The following is a 16,923-nucleotide window of genomic DNA, read 5'->3' on the forward strand; positions in this document are numbered from 1 at the left end:
GACATGACCGACAGCAGCACAAGTGCGCCGGTGGCGCCGCGCCGCCCTTATTCCTTCACCCGCCACGGCATCACCGTGAGCGACGATTATGCCTGGCTGAAGGATGCGCGATGGCAGGAGGTGCTGCACGATCCGTCGCTGCTCGACGCCGACATCCGCGCCTATCTCGAGGCCGAGAACGCCTATGCGGAATCCGTGCTCGGCCATACCGCACCGCTGCAGAAGAAGCTCGTCGCGGAGATGCGCGGCCGCATCAAGGAGGACGATTCCTCGGTGCCATCGCCGGACGGGCCCTACGCCTACTTCCGAAAGTACCGCGAGGGCGGCCAGCACGAGCTGTTCTGCCGCACGCCGCGCAACGGCGGGGCGGAGACCATCGGGCTCGACGGCGATGCTCTGGCGCGCGGGCATGAGTATTTCAAGTTCGGCGGCAGCCGGCATTCGCACGACCACAAGCTGGCCGCCTGGAGCGCCGACACCAAGGGCTCGGAATATTTCACGATCCGCGTCCGCGACTGGGACGGTGGAAACGATCTCGTCGATCTCGTCGAGGAGACCGACGGCGGCGTGGTGTGGTCGCGTGACTGCAAGAGCTTCTTCTACGTCAAGCTCGACGACAATCACCGCCCGATGCAGGTGTGGCGGCACAAGCTCGGCACCAACCAATCAGACGATTTGCTGGTCTATGAGGAGAAGGACACCGGCTGGTTCACCCATGTGCACGAGTCGACCTCCGGCCGGTTCTGCGTGATTGCCGGGGGCGACCATGAGACCTCGGAGCAGCGGCTGATCGATCTCGATCATCCCGATGCGCCGCCGCGTCTGGTCGCCGCGCGCGAGAACGGCGTGCAATATTCGATCGCCGATCGCGGCGACGAGCTGCTCATTCTCACCAATGCCGACGGCGCGATCGACTTCAAGATCGTGACCGCGCCGCTGGCCGCGCCCGAGCGCACCAATTGGCGCGACCTCATTCCGCATCGCGCCGGCATCTATGTGCTCGACCACGATCTCTATGCCGGCCATCTGGTGCGGCTGGAGCGCGCCAATGCGCTGCCGTCGATCGTGATCCGCGACCTGAAATCCGGCGAGGAGCACGCGATCGCCTTCGACGAGGGTGCCTATTCGCTCGACGCGATGGGCTCCTACGAGTTCGACACCACCAACCTGCGCTTTGCCTATTCGTCGATGACGACGCCGTCGGAGGTGTGGGATTACGACATGGTGACGCGCGCTAGAACGCTGCGCAAGCGCCAGGAAATCCCGTCGGGGCACAATCCGGCGGACTACGTCACCACGCGCATCATGGCGAAGGCGGACGACGGCGCCGAGGTGCCGGTCTCGCTCTTGCATCGGCGCGACTTCAAGGCCGACGGGTCAGCGCCGCTGCTGCTCTACGGCTACGGGTCCTACGGCCATGCCATGCCGGCGTCGTTCTCCACCAACCGGCTGTCGCTGGTCGACCGCGGCTTCGTCTATGCCATCGCGCATATTCGCGGCGGCACTGACAAGGGCTGGGGCTGGTACCTCGACGGCAAGCGCGAGAAGAAGACCAACAGTTTCGACGATTTCTCAGCCTGTGCGCGGGCGCTGATCGCCGCCAACTACACCAGCGAGAAGCGCATCGTCGGCCATGGCGGTAGCGCCGGCGGCATGCTGATGGGCGCAGTCGCCAACCGCGCGGGCGAGCTGTTCGCCGGCATCGTCGCCGAGGTGCCGTTCGTCGATGTGCTCAATACCATGCTCGACGACAGCCTGCCGCTGACGCCGCCGGAATGGCCCGAATGGGGCAACCCGATCGAGAGCGAAGCGGATTTTCGCACCATCCTGTCCTACTCGCCCTACGACAACGTCGCTGCCAAGCCCTATCCCGCGATCCTCGCGATGGCCGGTCTCACCGACCCGCGCGTCACCTATTGGGAGCCGGCGAAGTGGATCGCCCGGCTGCGCGCGACCATGACCGGTGGCGGCCCTGTCGTGCTGCGCACCAACATGGGCGCCGGCCACGGCGGCGCCTCCGGCCGCTTCAACCGGCTGGATGAGGTCGCGATCGTCTATGCGTTCGCGCTGTGGGCGGTGGGCTTGGCGGATAGAAGCGCGTGAGCGCGGCGACTGACAGCAACAGCGAGATGTGTAGCGGGATCTCGCCCGACCAACAGTGTCGTCCCTGCGAACGCAGGGACCCATAACCACCGTCCTCGGTTGTTGGGCAGGCTGGAGCCACCTTCTTCGTAGTCACATCCGCCTGTGTTTCTGGGTTCCGGCTCAAGGCCGGGACGACAGCGGAGTGTGTGACGGTTACCTGCCGTTCTTCGCGCGCCACGCGGCGAAATCCGCCGGCGTCTGCGGATCGGTCGCCGGATAGAGGCCGAGGATGGAGCGGCCGTTCGCGACCTGCTCGGCGACGAAATCTTCGAACGCGGTCATCTCGAACGTCTCCTCCGCGATCTCGTCCGCGAGATGGGCGGGGATGACGATGACGCCGTCGGAATCGCCGAGGATCACGTCGCCGGGAAACACCGGCGCGTCGCCGCAGGCGATCGGGCCGTTGATCTCGATCGCATGATGCAGGGTGAGATTGGTCGGCGCGCTCGGGCGCTGATGAAACGCGGGGATGCCGAGCTTGGCGATCTCGGCCGCATCGCGAAACCCGCCATCGGTGACGACACCGGCGACGCCGCGCTGCTGCAGGCGGCTCACCAGGATCGCGCCGGCCGAGGCGGCGCGCGGATCCTTGCGGCTGTCCATCACCAGCACGGCGCCGGGCGGGCATTCCTCCACGGCCTTGCGCTGCGGATGGGCACGGTCGCGAAACACCTCGATGGTGTTGAGGTCCTCGCGCGCCGGGATATAGCGCAGGGTGAAGGCCTCGCCGACCATGGTCGGCTGCCCCGGATTGAGCGGGTGGACGTTCTGGATGCACTGGATGCGCAGGCCGCGCTTGAACAGCGCGGTGGCGACGGTCGCGGTCGAAACGGTCTTGAGCTTGTTGCGGGTGGCGGTGCTGAGTCTGGTCATGCGGTCGGTGCTCGCAGTTCTCCCCTCCCCCTTGCGGGGAGGGGTTGGGGGTGGGGGTCCACATCAACGGTGTCGCTTGGGGTACCCCCCTCCCCGACCCTCCCCCGCAAGGGGGGAGGGAGCGCACCGGGTGCGCGGAACAGCGCGGGCTAACGCGGCGCTATGAACTAATAAATCGCGGGCTCCCCGACCGCGGCGCCGAAGCCGGTCTCGAGGAAGTCGAAATCGCAGCCGTCATTGGCCTGCTTGATGTGGCGGGCGAACATCCAGCCATAGCCACGCTCGAAGCGCGGCGTTGGCGGTGTCCAGGCGGCGCGACGGCGCGCCAATTCGTCCTCAGGCACATCAAGATTGATTGTGCGCGCGGCGACGTCGAGCGTGATGCGGTCGCCGTTCTTCACCAGCGCCAGGGGACCGCCGACATAGGCCTCCGGCGCGACGTGCAGGATGCAGGCGCCATAGCTGGTGCCGCTCATGCGCGCGTCGGACAGCCGGACCATGTCGCGCACGCCCTCGCGCACGAGCTTGGTCGGGATCGGCAGCATGCCCCATTCCGGCATCCCCGGCCCGCCTTGCGGCCCGGCATTGCGCAGGATCAGCACGTGATCGGCTGACACGTCGAGATCGGGATCGTCGATCGCCTTCTTCATCGAGGGATAGTCGTCGAACACCAGCGCCGGGCCGGTGTGCTTCAGGAATCGCGGATCGCAGGCCGACGGCTTGATGACGCAGCCATCCGGCGCAAGGTTGCCCTTGAGCACGGCCAGCGCGCCTTCGCGATAGATCGGATTGGATTGCGGACGGATGACATCGTCATTGTAGACGCCGGCGCCCGCGATGTTGTCGCCCAGCGTGCGGCCGTTGACGGTAAGGCAGTCGAGATGGAGATGCTCCTTCATCCGGCTCATCAGGCCGGGCAGCCCGCCCGCGTAGTAGAAGTCCTCCATCAGATAGGTGTCGCCGCTCGGCCGGACATTGGCGAGCACCGGCACCTTGCGGCTCGCGGCCTCGAAATCGTCGAGGCCGATATCGGCGCCGGCGCGGCGTGCCTGCGCGATCACGTGGATGATCGCGTTGGTGGAGCAGCCCATCGCCATCGCGACCGCGATCGCATTCTCGAACGCTGGCCGCGTCTGGATCTTCGACGGCGTCAGGTCCTCCCACACCATCTCGACGACGCGGCGGCCGCACTCCGAGCTCATGCGGATGTGCTCGGCATCGGCGGCGGGAATCGACGAGGCGCCGGGCAAGGTCATGCCGATGGCCTCGGCAATCGCGGTCATGGTCGAGGCCGTGCCCATGGTCATGCAGGTGCCGTGGCTGCGCGCGATGCCCGCCTCCATCGCATTCCAGTCGGCATCCGACAGCTTGCCGGCACGCCGCTCGTCCCAGTACTTCCAGGCATCGGAGCCCGAGCCGAGCGTCTTTCCCTTCCAATTGCCGCGCAGCATCGGCCCTGCGGGGAGATAGATCGCCGGCAGGTTCATGCTGGTGGCGCCGAGCAGCAGCGCCGGCGTGGTCTTGTCGCAACCGCCCATCAGCACGACGCCGTCGACGGGATGGCTGCGCAGCAGTTCCTCGACGTCCATCGCCAGCATGTTGCGATAGAGCATCGTGGTTGGTTTCAGGAGCGACTCCGACAGCGACAGCGCCGGCAGCTCGATCGGGAAGCCACCGGCCATCAGCACGCCGCGCTTGACGTCGTCGACCCGCTGCTTGAAGTGCATGTGGCAGGGCTGGGCGTCGGACCAGGTATTGACGATGGCGATGACCGGCCGGCCCTTCCACTCCTCCTGGGCGTAGCCCATCTGCATCACGCGCGAGCGGTGGCCGAACGAGCGGAGATCGTCGGGCGCGAACCAGCGCGCGCTGCGCAGCTGATCGGGTTGCTTGCGCTCGCTCATGATTGCGTCCCCCAGGTCAGCACGGTCCGGCGCTCGATGGTGCGGAAGATCAGGTTCTCGACCACGAGGCCGATCACGATCACGGTCAAGAGGCCGGCGAAAACGGCGGGAATCTCCAGCAAATTGCGGTTCTCGAAGATGAACCAGCCGAGGCCGCCTTGCCCCGAGGACACGCCGAACACCAGCTCGGCCGCGATCAGGGTCCGCCACGCAAACGCCCAGCCGATCTTGAGGCCGGTGAGGATGGCGCCGAACGCCGCCGGAATCAGGATGCGAATAACATAGGAGAAGCCGCTCAGCTCGTAGTTCCGGCCGACCATGCGCAGCGTGTTGGACACGCTCTTGAAGCCGGAATGGGTGTTGAGCGCGACCGGCCACAGCACCGAATGGATCAGCACGAAGACGAGGCTGCCGCTGCCGAGCCCAAACCAGATCAGCGCCAGCGGCAGCAGCGCGATCGCCGGCAGCGGGTTGAACATCGCCGTGACGGTCTCGAGGAAATCGGTGCCGATGCGGGTCGAGATCGCGAGCACGGTCAGGATGGCCGCCAGCGTAATGCCGGCGGCATAGCCCATGAACAGCACCTTCAGCGAGGTCCAGGCGCGCATCGGAATGGTGCCGTCGCGCACCTTCTCCCAGAGCGCGACGATGGTGTCGGAGAAGGTCGGGAACAGCAGCGGATTGTCGAGATAGCTGCCATACGCCTGCCAGACCGCGGCGAGCACCACGATGATGAGGGTCTTGCGCACGAAGCCGTCGTTCCACAGCAGCTCGAGCATGCTGAGCTTGCGCTCGACCTCGGCCGGGGACGCGCTCGCCGCAGCCGTGTCGCGCAGGATGATCTTTGCGTCAGCCATGGGAGCGGCCCTCAATGTGCCGTTGCGGGTTCAGAAAACAGCAGGTCATGGATCTGCTTCTCCAGGCGTGCGGCACTGCCATCCTCGGCCGACACCTTGTCGACGTCGATGACCTCGGCCTTGACCCGGCCCGGATGCGGCGACAGCAACAGGATGCGGTTGCCGATCTTGATGGCTTCCGCGATCGAATGCGTCACGAACAGCACCGTGAACTTGGTCTCGTTCCAGAGCTGCAACAGCTCGTCCTGGCAGGTGCGCCGCGTCAGCGCGTCGAGCGCCGCGAACGGCTCGTCCATCAAGAGAATGTCCGGCTCCATCGCCATGCCCCTGGCGATCGCGACGCGCTGCTTCATGCCGCCCGACAGCGTATGCGGATAGGCATCGACGACGCGCGTCAGCCCGACCTTCTCGATATAGGCGCGGGCGCGGCTCTCGGCCTCCTTGCGCGGCATGCGCCGCGCCGTCAGCAGCGGGAACATCACGTTGGCGAGCACGGTCTTCCACGGCAGCAGTTGATCGAACTCCTGGAAGATCATCATGCGGTCGGCGCCGGGACCGGTGATCTCGCGGCCGTTGATGCGCATCCGTCCCTCGCTCGGCTTGATGTAGCCACCGACCGCCTTCAGCAGGGTGGACTTGCCGCAGCCGGACGGTCCGAGCAGCACGAAGCGATCGGAGCGGTCGACGGAGAAGCCGACGCGTTCGGTCGCCGTGATCACGGCGCTGGAGGTCTTGTAGCGCAAAGTGACGCCATCGACATCGAGCAGCGCAGACATCAGTTGCCCTTCAGATCATGGGCGACCTGCAGGTAGTAGTCGGTCCAGGCCTTGGGCTGGGTCTTGATGGTGCCGATCTTGGCGAGATGCGCGGCGAACTTCATCGTGCCCTGCGGCTCCAGGTTCCACTCCATCATGCCGGGCTCCTTGAGCCAGGCGAGCAGATCCTCGACCGAGGTCTTGTCGCCGGTGATCTCCTTGTAGATCTCCACCGCCGTCCGGGTATCGCTGCGGATCAGGTCTTGCGCCTCCTTGGTGGCGTCGCGGACCGCCTGGATGATCTTCGGGTTGGCGTCCGCGAACTTCGTCGTGGTGAAGAACTGCGCCTGGCTGAGCGGTCCACCCATCACGTCGGGCGAATTCATCACGACGTGCGCGCCGGGGACGTTCTTCAATTCGAGGAACGTATAGGGCGGAATCGAGAAATGGTTGTGCACCTCGTGCTGCGGGTTCGAAAGCGCGGTATAGGCGTCGGGATGGCCGAGTTGCACGGTGTTGGCGTCGAGCTTGTTCCACTGATCGGCGCCGAACGCCTCGGCGGCCGCGATCTGCAGCACGATGGCCTGGGTCGAGACCTTGACGGTCGGCACGGCGATCTTGTCGCTGGGACCGAAGTCCTTGATCGACTTGATGTTGGGATCGCGGCTGATCAGGGTCATCGGCTGTGCGGAGGTCGCGACGATACCCTTCACGCCGCCGCGGGTACGGTCCCACAACAACAGCAGATTGCCGGTGCCGGTGTTGAGAATGTCGACGCTGCCCGACAGCAGCGCATCGGTCTGCGCGCCGCCGCCGGAGAAGGTCAGCCATTTGGTGGTGATGCCAGGCACGCCAAGCGCGGCAGCATGCTTCTCGATCAGCTTGTTCTTCTCGATGATGTGGCTCGGCATGTAGAAGATGCCGGGCTGGCGCGACAGCGAGACCTCGGTCTTCTGCTGGGCCTGTGCCGCGTCATTCCAGGCCGCCGCGATCAGCAGCGCGGCCAGCAGGCCGGCGGCTCGTGCGGCCGAGCGCCCGAACTTCTCGAACATGGGACATCCCTCCTCGCGTGCCGGCTCCTTCTTGACGGCCGGCGGAGAGATGCACTAATGCATTAGTGCATCTCTGACAAGGGCTGTTCTGCCCTGCGACATTCGAGCCGGACGTCCGACCAAATGGCATTGCCCGCGACGCCTGCTGCGGTTCTCCCGCCCGAACGGCTCGATCCGAGCCGGCGCGCGGCACCGCAGGTCTTCGAGCGGTTGCGCGACCAGATCATCGCGCTGGCGCTGCCGCCGGGAGCGCCATTGTCGCGGCCGGCGCTGCAAGCCGAGTTCGGCCTCAGCTCGACACCGATCCGGGACGCGCTGATGCGGCTGGCCGAAGAGGGCCTGGTCGACGTCTTCCCGCAGCATGCGACCCTGGTCAGCCGCATCGACGTGGCTCGCGCGCAGCAGGCGCAGTTCCTGCGCCAGGCGCTGGAGCTCGAGATCGTGCGGCTGCTCGCGCTGACACCGGCGGCGGCCCCGATCGACGAGCTGCATGCCCTGATCGCCCAGCAGAGACGGTTCGCCAAGGACGGCAACTTCACCTCGTTCACGATCGTCGACAACGCATTCCACGAGCGGCTCTACACCGCCGCGGACAAGCACGAGCTGTGGAGTCTGGTCCGCAGCCGCAGCGGTCACATCGACCGGCTGCGCCGGCTGCATCTGCCTTCGCCCGGCAAGGCGCAGACCATCCTGCGCCACCACAAGCAGATCGTCGACGCGATCGCCGCGGGCCGGCCGGACGAGGCGCAGACGCATCTGCGCGAGCACCTGACCGGCACGCTGAGCGACCTCGCGACCATTCGCGGCCGCTGGCCGGACTATCTCAGCAGCTAGCGGCCCGCCCAATCGGAGGACGTAAGCGGTGTCACGCCGCACCCCGGCATGTCGCCCTGTGGCCACTCCGTCCCGTGCAGGTCCGCATCGTCTCCCACCCGTCGCGCCGCCCGGGATCGTCGACCTTAGACATGTGCTCAAATATTGTGCATTCAGCGCGACTGCCCTCGCCGGGACGAGGCGATTGTGAAGCGCTCCGCGCCATGCAACTACGGCGCGAGCGCCTCGAATGCAGGCACGGCGCCCGGATGCTCCACCCTTCGCCCGCACGGGACATCGATCACCGCGTCCCATCCTGCATGTGACTTGCGCGGCGAAGCGCTTGCGGCGCGCCGCGAATTGGGCAAAACCTTTACAACTGACCGTTGGTCTTGCTGCCAGCCAATCGGGAGATGCGGAGCGTGGCGAAGATTCTGGTCGTGGACGACGATCCGCTCATGCAGCTGACAATTCAGCGCGTGCTCGAACGGGCCGGTCACGTCGTCGGCATCGCCGGTGACGGCCAGAAGGCGCTCGTCCGCTTCAAAAGCGAGAGCTTCGACTTGGTGATCCTGGACATCTTCATGCCGGGCATGGACGGGCTGGAGGCGATGCGCATGATCCTCAAGCAAACGCCGGGTGTTCCGATCATCATGACCTCGGGACGTCCCCACACCCCGACCTCGATGTCAGAGCCCGACTATCTTGCCATGGCCACCAAGCTGGGAGCGGTTTCCGCATTGCCCAAGCCGTTCAAGCCGGCAGCCCTCCTGACGATGGTTTCCGATTGCCTGGCATCGGCAGGCGATCAGGCTACTCGACCCAGGCCAGGCCACGATGCTGTTCCGAACTCCTGACAGCCGAAGCGAAGAGCCTCTGCTGAGCGGCGCGCAGCCCGCGAGCGAGGGTCCGCGGCTCGGCGGCCGCATCACGCTGACGACGCGACTGGCTGTCGCGATGATCCTGCTGGTCGCGATCGCGGTGTTCGCCGTCGGCTGGCTCGGCTACCGCAGCCTCGAGCGGGCGCTGCTGCCGCGCGCGCTCGATCGAATCGAGTCGCATTCGCGCCTGATGGCGACCGAGCTCGAAAACTATGTCGGCGGCGCCCGCAACGACATCAACGGCTATCGCGCCTCGCCAAATCTGGCAACGTTGATACGCACGCTGAAGACGGGGGCTCCCGATCCCCGCGAAGGGCTGCCGGCGCAGTCGTGGCGCGAGCGGGTCGCAATGCGCTACTTCGCCGAGCTGCAGGCCAAGCAGACCTACGCGATGATCCGCCTTGTCGGGATCGAGAACAATTATCGCGAGCTGATCCGGGTCGACCGGCTCGGGCCGGGCAACACGGTGCGGATCGTTCCGGAGAACGAGCTGATCACGCGCGGCGAGCGCAACTACATCAAGGAGACGCTGAGCCTGCCGCCCGGCGGCATCCGACTCTCGCCGATCATTCTCGACGGCAACACGACGGATCCCAAGACAGGCGTGCCGATGCTGTGCGTCGGCACGCCGGTGTTCGCGCCGGACGGCAAGCCGTACGCGATCCTGATGATCGATCTCGACATGCGCCCGATCTTCGCGCATCTGCGCGCCGCGGCCCGGCCGGGCGCCCAGCTCTACGTGGTGAACGCCCGCGGCGACTATCTCTTCCATCCCGAATCCGACCGGGAATTCGCCTCCAAACGCGGCCGATCGACGCGATGGCAGGACGATTTTCCGACGCTCGCCGGCGCGACGGGCAGCGCCGAGAGTTTCGCGCGGATCCTGCACGACGAGGCCGATCGTCCCGGCGGCGTCGCCTTTGCTCCGGCGCTGCTCGCGGGACAGGAATGGGTGGCGGTGATCGAGACGATCCCGAACACCGCCTTCATGGCGCCCGCCCTCGCCATCCGCAAGACGGCGATCGAGGTCGGCCTGATCGCGATGCTGTGCGCAGCAGCGCTCGCCTTCGTGGTCGCGCGCTCGCTGACGCGGCCGATCAACCAGCTGACCCAGGCCGTCGAGGGCGTGGGCCGCGGCGAGGCGGTGAACATTCCGCTCGAGGCGGTCGGCGAGACCGGCGTGCTGGCGCGCGCCTTTGCCCGCGTGCTGGACGAGGTTCGCACCAAGACCGCCGAGCTCGAGCGCGAAGTCCAGGAGCATTACCTGACCGAAGCGGCGCGCGACCATTTCGCCGCCCGCGAACGCCTCTACAGTGCAGCGGTGGAATCGTCGAACGACGCGATCGTGACGCTGTCGCTGGACGGCACCATCACTGCGTGGAATCCGGCAGCCGAGGCCATGCTGGGCTACTCCGCCGAGGAGGCCGTGGGCCGCCGTGCGGATTTCCTCGTGCCGCCAGAGCGCATGGCCGAGGCCCAGGACATTCTGGCGCGCATGGCCCGCGGCGAGCGGATCCAGCACTTCGAGACGGTGCGGATCCGGAAGGACGGTGAGCTGGTCCAGGTCTCGCTCAGCGTCTCGCCGATCAAGTCGCCGACGGGCCAGATCATCGGCGCCTCCAAGATCGCACGCGACGTCACCGAGAGCCGCCGGACCGAGCTGGCGCTGCGCCAGCAGACCGAGGAGCGGCGGCGCATCTTCGAGACGTCGCGGGACCTGATCCTCATCACCGACCGCAATGGCATCCTGGTCCAGGTCTCACCGAGCGTGGAGACGATTCTCGGCTATACGCCGGCCGAGATGATCGGCCGCAGCGGCGCGGATTTCATCCACTCCGGCGATCTGCTCAAAGCACGCGAGGAGCTTCGCGCCTCGCGCCTCGGCCTGCGCGCACGCACCTCCGACTGCCGCTACGTCCACAAGGACGGCCGCGTGGTGACTCTGTCTTGGACCTCGAACTGGTCGGAGCCGGTGCAGCGCCACTTCTTCATCGGGCGCGACATGACCGAGAGCCGGCTGGCGCAGGAGACGCTGCGGGAGAGCGAGCAGCTCGCCCGCAACATCATCGAGACCGCGCTCGATGCCTTCGTCCAGGTCGACGACAACGGCGCCATTCTCAACTGGAACTCCCAGGCCGAGAAGATCTTCGGTTGGTCGCGCGCCGAGATCATCGGCAAGGACGTGTTCGACGTGATCACGGTCGGGGACGTCGGCGAGGAGCTGCGCGAGGCGCTCGGCCGCATCCTGATGACCGGACAAGCGAGCGCGCTCGGGGTCGGCCGTCGGCGCGAGGTCATGGTGAAGCGGCGCGACGGCCGCGAGTTCAAGGCCGAGCTCAGCGTGACCGCGCTGAAGACCCGCAACGGCTTCGTGCTGAACGGCTTCTTCCGCGACCTCACCGACAAGATCGCGACCGAGGAGCGGATCCGCCAGTCCGAGAAGATGGAGGCGATCGGCCAGCTCACCGGCGGCATCGCGCACGACTTCAACAACATCCTCACCGTGATCACCGGCACGATCGAGATTCTCGCCGCGGCCGTGGCCAAGGAGCCGCAGCTCGCCGCGATCACCAGGATGATCGACGAGGCCGCCGCGCGCGGTGCCGATCTCACCCAGCATCTGCTCGCCTTTGCGCGCCGGCAGCCGCTGCAGCCGCGCGAGGTCGACGTCAACACGCTGATGATCGACACGGCCAAGCTGCTGCGGCCGACGCTCGGAGAGCAGATCGAGATCGAGTCCGTCTTCCAGGACGAGACCTGCGTGGCGCATGTCGATCCGAACCAGCTCGCCACGGCGGTCATCAACCTCGCGCTCAATGCCCGCGACGCGATGCTGAATGGCGGCAAGCTCATCCTGGAGACCGGCTGGGCCGACCTCGACGAGAACTACGTAAGTCTCTACGACGACGTGCGGCCCGGTCGCTACGCGATGATCGCGGTGAGCGACAGTGGCAGCGGCATTCCGGCCGCCATCATCGACAAGGTGTTCAATCCGTTCTTCACCTCGAAGGGGCCGGGCAAGGGGACGGGCCTCGGATTGTCGATGGTGTACGGCTTCGTGAAGCAATCGGCCGGACACATCAGGATCTACAGCGAAGAAGGCCACGGCACCACGATCCGGATGTACCTGCCGCCGGGCAGCGAAGAGGCGGTCACGGAGCCATCGGGCGCCGCGCCGGCGATCCAGGGCGGCCAGGAGACGATCCTGGTGGTGGAGGACGATCGGCTGGTGCGCGGCTACGTTCTCGCCCAGCTCCATGCGCTGGGCTATGCGACGCTGGAGGCGGCCAATGCCGCCGAAGCGCTGGCGATCACCAATGCCGGAGAGCCGTTCGATCTGCTCTTCACCGACATCATCATGCCGGGGACGATGAACGGCCGCCAGCTCGCATCCGAGATCCAGCGGATTCGCCCGGCGCAGCGGGTCCTATTCACCTCCGGCTACACCGAAAATGCCGTGGTGCATCACGGTCGGCTCGACGAGGGAATTCTTCTGCTGGCGAAACCGTACCGCAAATCCGAGCTCGCCAAGATGATCCGCAAGGCGCTCGCCGCCACCGAGGCTTGAGCAATGCGGCTTGACCATGCGGCCTGACCAACGCGTCCTGGCGCTTGCGATTGCCGCTGCTCCAGAGCGAGGCCACGTGCGGGCGGCCCGGCCATCGGCTCAATTGGCGCGCGACGCCGTCATCACGATGCGGATCAGATCGGCCGCGTTGCGCGCGCCGAGCTTCTTCATGATGTTGGCGCGGTGATCCTCGATCGTGCGCGGGCTGATGCCCAGCGTGCGCCCCGCCTCCTTGTTCGAGGCCCCCGCCGTGAACTGTTCCAGGACCTCGCGCTCGCGCCGCGTCAGCGGCTCGCGGCCGGGGAAATGCAGCGAGCCGATCTTTGGCGAGGCATTCTCCTTCTGCCGCCGCGCGAACGCGCCGATCGCCTCGTTCAGACGGGCCACGATCTCACTGCCGCGGAACGGCTTCTCGATGAAGTCGAGCGCCCCGTTCTTGATCGCGTTCACGGCCATCGGGATGTCGCCCTGGCCCGAGATCATGAAGATCGGAGCCGGATAGTCCTCGCCGTGCAGTTCCCTGAGAATGTCGAGACCCGACTTTCCGGGGATGTGCACGTCGAGCAGGATACAGGCCGGTGTCCTGCTCCGCGCCACCGCCAGGAGCGCGGCGCCGTCCGCAAAACAGATCACTTCATACCCACCCGCCGACAAGACCATCGAGAGGGTGTCACGCACGGCTGGATCGTCATCGACGACAAAGATCTCACCGCGGGAAGTTGTTTGTTCGGCCATGGGCGATTGCTCTTGCAAAGGAGAAGAAACAATGAAAGCGCGTCTTATGATACCATACTCGTCGGGTGCTTTGGGCACCCGTATTTGTACGGTTTATGGTCCTAACCCACAAGTAGTAGCTGCAGATCGGTGACCGCCTTCACGAGACCACGATCTGGACACGATCTCAAGGCAGCCGTCGTGAGCGGCATGCTGCTTTGCAAAACACATCAACGTCGACAGCGTCATGATCGACGTCAAACTCTGATCGCATCGGCGTTGCCGGCTTGCACCACGCCGAACGGGCATGCTCGGTGCCAGACCATTGCACGGCTCTTGCCACGAAAATCTGCACGGCATTTGACACAAGACGTGCAGTCCTCAGCCAGCCTTGCCCTCGTCTTGATCAGAGATCGGCGGGATTTGGACGTTGCACAGCATGTGCACTCTGGACCGCGGCTTGTGCCGATGCAGGTCTCTCAGGACCGATGCTTCGCGGCAACACTTTCGGCTGCGACGCCGCCCCAGGTGTGAACCACGGGCAGGCCGAGCGCAGTCTTGCCGAGATTGGCAAGGCAGATGCGCAGCGCCGCCAGATCGACCGGCTTCGGCAGACTCTGCAGGTCGATCCCGAGCGAGCGCGCGAGCAGCCGGGCCTCAATTCGCTTCGCCGCATCCATGCCGCTGATCACGATCACGGAACCGGCGAAGCGGGTATCTGCGATGACCTTGAGGACCTCGGTCCCGTCGCCATCCTCGAACATGAGATCGAGCGTCACGCAGTCGAAGCGCTTGTTGCGCACCTCGCGGATCGCGTCGCTGCAGGTGGCCGCGACCGTCACGGCATGGCCGGCCTGCTTGGCCGCCAGCGCGATCAGCGTCCGCTGCGCGGCGTCGTCGTCGACGACCAAGAGCTGCAACGCGCGCCGTTCGCCATCGTCCGCGCGCTCCGGCCGGCTGGGTGCAAGTTCCGAACTCATGACCGGCATTGGTCGTTCCTGGAAAATTTGACCGAGGTCATTGTCATACACGTCCGACCCTGCGGCGGCGTAAAGCGGTTCTCCGAAAACTGGCTCCCGGCCTTAGGACTTGCGCAGGATCCGGGGCGGCGCGTCTCCTCGTCGCTTCGCGCGCGGAAGCTTCCCGAGCGGTGGGCGCGCAATGCGCCGCGCTGCCGGAAGACGAATTAGTTGACGGTCGTTTCCTGGCCGGCGGAAGCGTTGCCACGCTTCTTCTTGTTCTTTCCCTTGATGAACTGGATGTCCATCTCCGAGCCGTTGACCCGGACCAACTCGCAGCGGCGGTAGGCGAGCCCCGTCGAGGACAGCAGCAGAAAGAACTCCTTCAGGTTCAATCCCTGGATCGATCCTTCGACCGTCAGCACCGCGTCGTTGTCCGAGATGGCGTTGAGCTGGCAGTCCCTGCGCCAGGTCCCGTCGATGCCCATGATGCAGACATCGTAGCCGCGGCTGAAGGTGACGCGCTCCGTACCTTTGTTCTCGTCAGACATCTTCGCGTCCTGCTCTATTGGGCTGCGGGAACATCTAGTTGCCCGCGGCCGCGACCCTGGGCATTCCCGGAGCGGGCGCCTTCGCCGCGGAAGCGATCCCGCTCGGGCGATACAGGCCACGCCGGTCCGTGAGCGGCTTGAACACGTCGGTGAGGCCGACGACGGTCTCCGCAGCACCGAGTACGAGGAAGCCGTCCGGCTCCATCTGCTTGGCGAGCCGGCCGAAGATGTTGATCTTGGTGTCCTGATCGAAATAGATCAGCACGTTGCGGCAGAACACGACGTCGAACGTGCCGAGCTGGGAGAAGTCGTGCAGCAGATTGAGCTGCCGATGCTGGACCATGCCGCGCACGTCGGAATTGATCTGCCAGAGCTCGCCTGCCTGCTTGAAATATTTGACCAGAAGCTGGATCGGCAGCCCGCGCTGCACCTCGAACTGGCTGTAGAGACCCGCTTTCGACTTCTCGAGCACTTCCTGGGAGAGATCGGTGGCGATGATCTCGATGCGCCATCCACTGAGCGCAGATCCCATCTCCTTGAGCGACATCGCCAGCGAATACGGCTCCTGGCCGGTCGAGCACGCGGCGCACCAGATCCGGATCGACTTGCGATTGGCGCGGGCCTTGAGGAGCTCCGGCATGATCACGTCACGGAAGTGATCGAACGGGACCTTGTCGCGGAAGAAGAACGTCTCGTTGGTCGTCATCGCTTCGACGACCTGACTGATCAGGGCGCTCGACCCGTCCTTCAGCTTCTGGACGAGATCGCTGATGCTGGCGAGACCGGCCTTGCGCGCGAGCGGAAGCAGGCGGCTCTCGATCAGATATTGCTTGTCGGCAGACAGATCGAGACCCGATTTGTCTCGAAGCAGCTTGCGCAGGAACTCATAATCAGGCTGGTTCACGGACGGCCTCTTCTGGGCAGACGAAGGGATCAGGCGGATTCGGCTGACAGCGCCTGGATGAGACCGACTTCCTGGAATTTGGCGGCGACAATCTCTTTGTCGAACGGCTTCATGATGTATTCGTTGGCGCCAGCGTTCAGCGCGCGCGAAATATGATCGATGTCGTTCTCCGTGGTGCAGAACACCACCTTCGGGCCTTCGCCGCCCGGCAGCCGGCGCAGGCGCCCGAGGAAATCATAGCCGTCCATGACGGGCATGTTCCAGTCGAGCAGAATGGCGTCCGGCAGGCTCTTGGTGCAGATCTCGAGCGCCCGCTCGCCATCCTCCGCCTCGACGACGGAGAAGCCCAGCTCCTCCAGGATACGGCGTGCGATCTTGCGCACGACGCTGGAGTCATCCACGACCAGACAGCTCTTCATTGTTGTCTCCCCTATGGGACGGTTGACGGACTAGGCGGCGATTGCTGCCTTCGGCAGGAGCTCGAGCACGCGATCGACATCGAGGATGACCATCAGCTGACCGTCGAGGCGGTGCACGCCGCCGGCGAGCTTCGCCATGCGCGGGTCGAGATTGACCGGGTTCTCCTCCCGGCTCTCCTCGGGCAGCCGCAGCACCTCGCCGATCTGATCGATCAGGAGACCATAGGACTCGCCACGCAGATCGACACCGACCGCCATCGGCGGCTTGCCGTCCTCGGCGCGGGCGAGGCCGAGCCGCGCCCGCATGTCGACGACGGTCACGATGCGGCCGCGCAGATTGAGGACGCCGGCGATCTCCGCCGACGACAGCGGCACCCGCGTCACCCGCTCCGGCATGAACACGTCCTGCACCCGGGAGATGGGCAGGCCGAAGAGCTGACCGCCGATCATCGCAGTGACGTATTCGACGGCGGCGCCTTCGGTGGTTTCGATCTTGCTGCTCATCGCACGCTACTCCTGTCCGCTTGC

General features: G+C 65.7%; 15 protein-coding genes. 4 read left to right on the plus strand and 11 right to left on the minus strand.

Annotated features, from left to right (window positions below):
* The first annotated feature begins 3 nt into the window (after window positions 1–3).
* Entirely contained in the window at window positions 4–2,103 is a 2,100-nt protein-coding gene (locus tag QX124_RS17705; protein ID WP_315773913.1) for a S9 family peptidase, read from the plus strand.
* A gap of 195 nt (window positions 2,104–2,298) precedes the next feature.
* Here the strand turns inward: QX124_RS17705 and QX124_RS17710 are convergent, their stop codons facing one another.
* The 5 genes from QX124_RS17710 to QX124_RS17730 form a co-directional block, all read right to left on the minus strand.
* Window positions 2,299–3,018, minus strand: coding sequence for a ribonuclease activity regulator RraA (locus QX124_RS17710; RefSeq protein ID WP_315777227.1), 720 nt, complete (start codon window positions 3,016–3,018; stop codon window positions 2,299–2,301).
* A gap of 167 nt (window positions 3,019–3,185) precedes the next feature.
* Window positions 3,186–4,922 (minus strand): L-arabinonate dehydratase, encoded by a 1,737-nt coding sequence (gene araD / locus QX124_RS17715; protein ID WP_315797844.1) that lies wholly within the window; start codon window positions 4,920–4,922, stop codon window positions 3,186–3,188.
* Complete coding sequence (locus QX124_RS17720; protein WP_315797845.1) at window positions 4,919–5,779, minus strand: ABC transporter permease; 861 nt, start codon at window positions 5,777–5,779, stop codon at window positions 4,919–4,921. The genes araD and QX124_RS17720 overlap by 4 nt, the downstream gene beginning before the upstream one ends.
* 11 nt (window positions 5,780–5,790) lie before the next feature.
* Window positions 5,791–6,555: an ABC transporter ATP-binding protein gene (locus QX124_RS17725; protein ID WP_015663656.1), complete on the minus strand. Its 765-nt coding sequence runs from the start codon at window positions 6,553–6,555 to the stop codon at window positions 5,791–5,793.
* Window positions 6,555–7,586: an ABC transporter substrate-binding protein gene (locus QX124_RS17730; RefSeq protein WP_315797846.1), complete on the minus strand. Its 1,032-nt coding sequence runs from the start codon at window positions 7,584–7,586 to the stop codon at window positions 6,555–6,557. Before QX124_RS17730 ends, QX124_RS17725 begins: the two co-directional genes overlap by 1 nt.
* A gap of 123 nt (window positions 7,587–7,709) precedes the next feature.
* On the opposite strand from QX124_RS17730, the gene QX124_RS17735 reads away from it, so the two are divergent.
* The 3 genes from QX124_RS17735 (at window position 7,710) to QX124_RS17745 (ending at window position 12,848) form a co-directional block, all read left to right on the plus strand.
* The gene (locus tag QX124_RS17735) at window positions 7,710–8,420 is read left to right on the plus strand and encodes a GntR family transcriptional regulator (RefSeq protein ID WP_315740784.1); all 711 of its coding nucleotides are present in this window, start codon (window positions 7,710–7,712) and stop codon (window positions 8,418–8,420) included.
* Between the two features lie 401 nt (window positions 8,421–8,821).
* The gene (locus QX124_RS17740; protein WP_315777231.1) at window positions 8,822–9,256 is read left to right on the plus strand and encodes a response regulator; all 435 of its coding nucleotides are present in this window, start codon (window positions 8,822–8,824) and stop codon (window positions 9,254–9,256) included.
* On the plus strand, window positions 9,237–12,848 hold the full coding sequence (locus QX124_RS17745) for a PAS domain S-box protein (RefSeq protein WP_315797847.1): 3,612 nt from the start codon (window positions 9,237–9,239) through the stop codon (window positions 12,846–12,848). The genes QX124_RS17740 and QX124_RS17745 overlap by 20 nt, the downstream gene beginning before the upstream one ends.
* Window positions 12,849–12,947: 99 nt before the next feature.
* Here the strand turns inward: QX124_RS17745 and QX124_RS17750 are convergent, their stop codons facing one another.
* The 6 genes from QX124_RS17750 to QX124_RS17775 all read right to left on the minus strand — a co-directional run bounded on the left by QX124_RS17750 (window position 12,948) and on the right by QX124_RS17775 (window position 16,899).
* Window positions 12,948–13,583, minus strand: a complete 636-nt coding sequence (locus QX124_RS17750) for a response regulator transcription factor (RefSeq protein ID WP_315717165.1) — start codon at window positions 13,581–13,583, stop codon at window positions 12,948–12,950.
* 458 nt (window positions 13,584–14,041) lie between these two features.
* Entirely contained in the window at window positions 14,042–14,551 is a 510-nt protein-coding gene (locus QX124_RS17755) for a response regulator (RefSeq protein WP_315781508.1), read from the minus strand.
* A 197-nt stretch (window positions 14,552–14,748) separates the two neighbouring features.
* Window positions 14,749–15,072, minus strand: coding sequence for a PilZ domain-containing protein (locus QX124_RS17760; RefSeq protein ID WP_315740788.1), 324 nt, complete (start codon window positions 15,070–15,072; stop codon window positions 14,749–14,751).
* 34 nt (window positions 15,073–15,106) lie between these two features.
* Window positions 15,107–15,976: a protein-glutamate O-methyltransferase CheR gene (locus QX124_RS17765; RefSeq protein WP_315797848.1), complete on the minus strand. Its 870-nt coding sequence runs from the start codon at window positions 15,974–15,976 to the stop codon at window positions 15,107–15,109.
* A gap of 29 nt (window positions 15,977–16,005) precedes the next feature.
* Window positions 16,006–16,395 (minus strand): response regulator, encoded by a 390-nt coding sequence (locus QX124_RS17770; protein ID WP_315716971.1) that lies wholly within the window; start codon window positions 16,393–16,395, stop codon window positions 16,006–16,008.
* A 30-nt stretch (window positions 16,396–16,425) separates the two neighbouring features.
* On the minus strand, window positions 16,426–16,899 hold the full coding sequence (locus QX124_RS17775; protein ID WP_315740790.1) for a chemotaxis protein CheW: 474 nt from the start codon (window positions 16,897–16,899) through the stop codon (window positions 16,426–16,428).
* Between the last annotated feature and the right edge of the window lie 24 nt (window positions 16,900–16,923).

This window comes from Bradyrhizobium sp. SZCCHNRI3043, from assembly GCF_032377735.1.
In the GTDB taxonomy this organism is placed as follows: domain Bacteria; phylum Pseudomonadota; class Alphaproteobacteria; order Rhizobiales; family Xanthobacteraceae; genus Bradyrhizobium.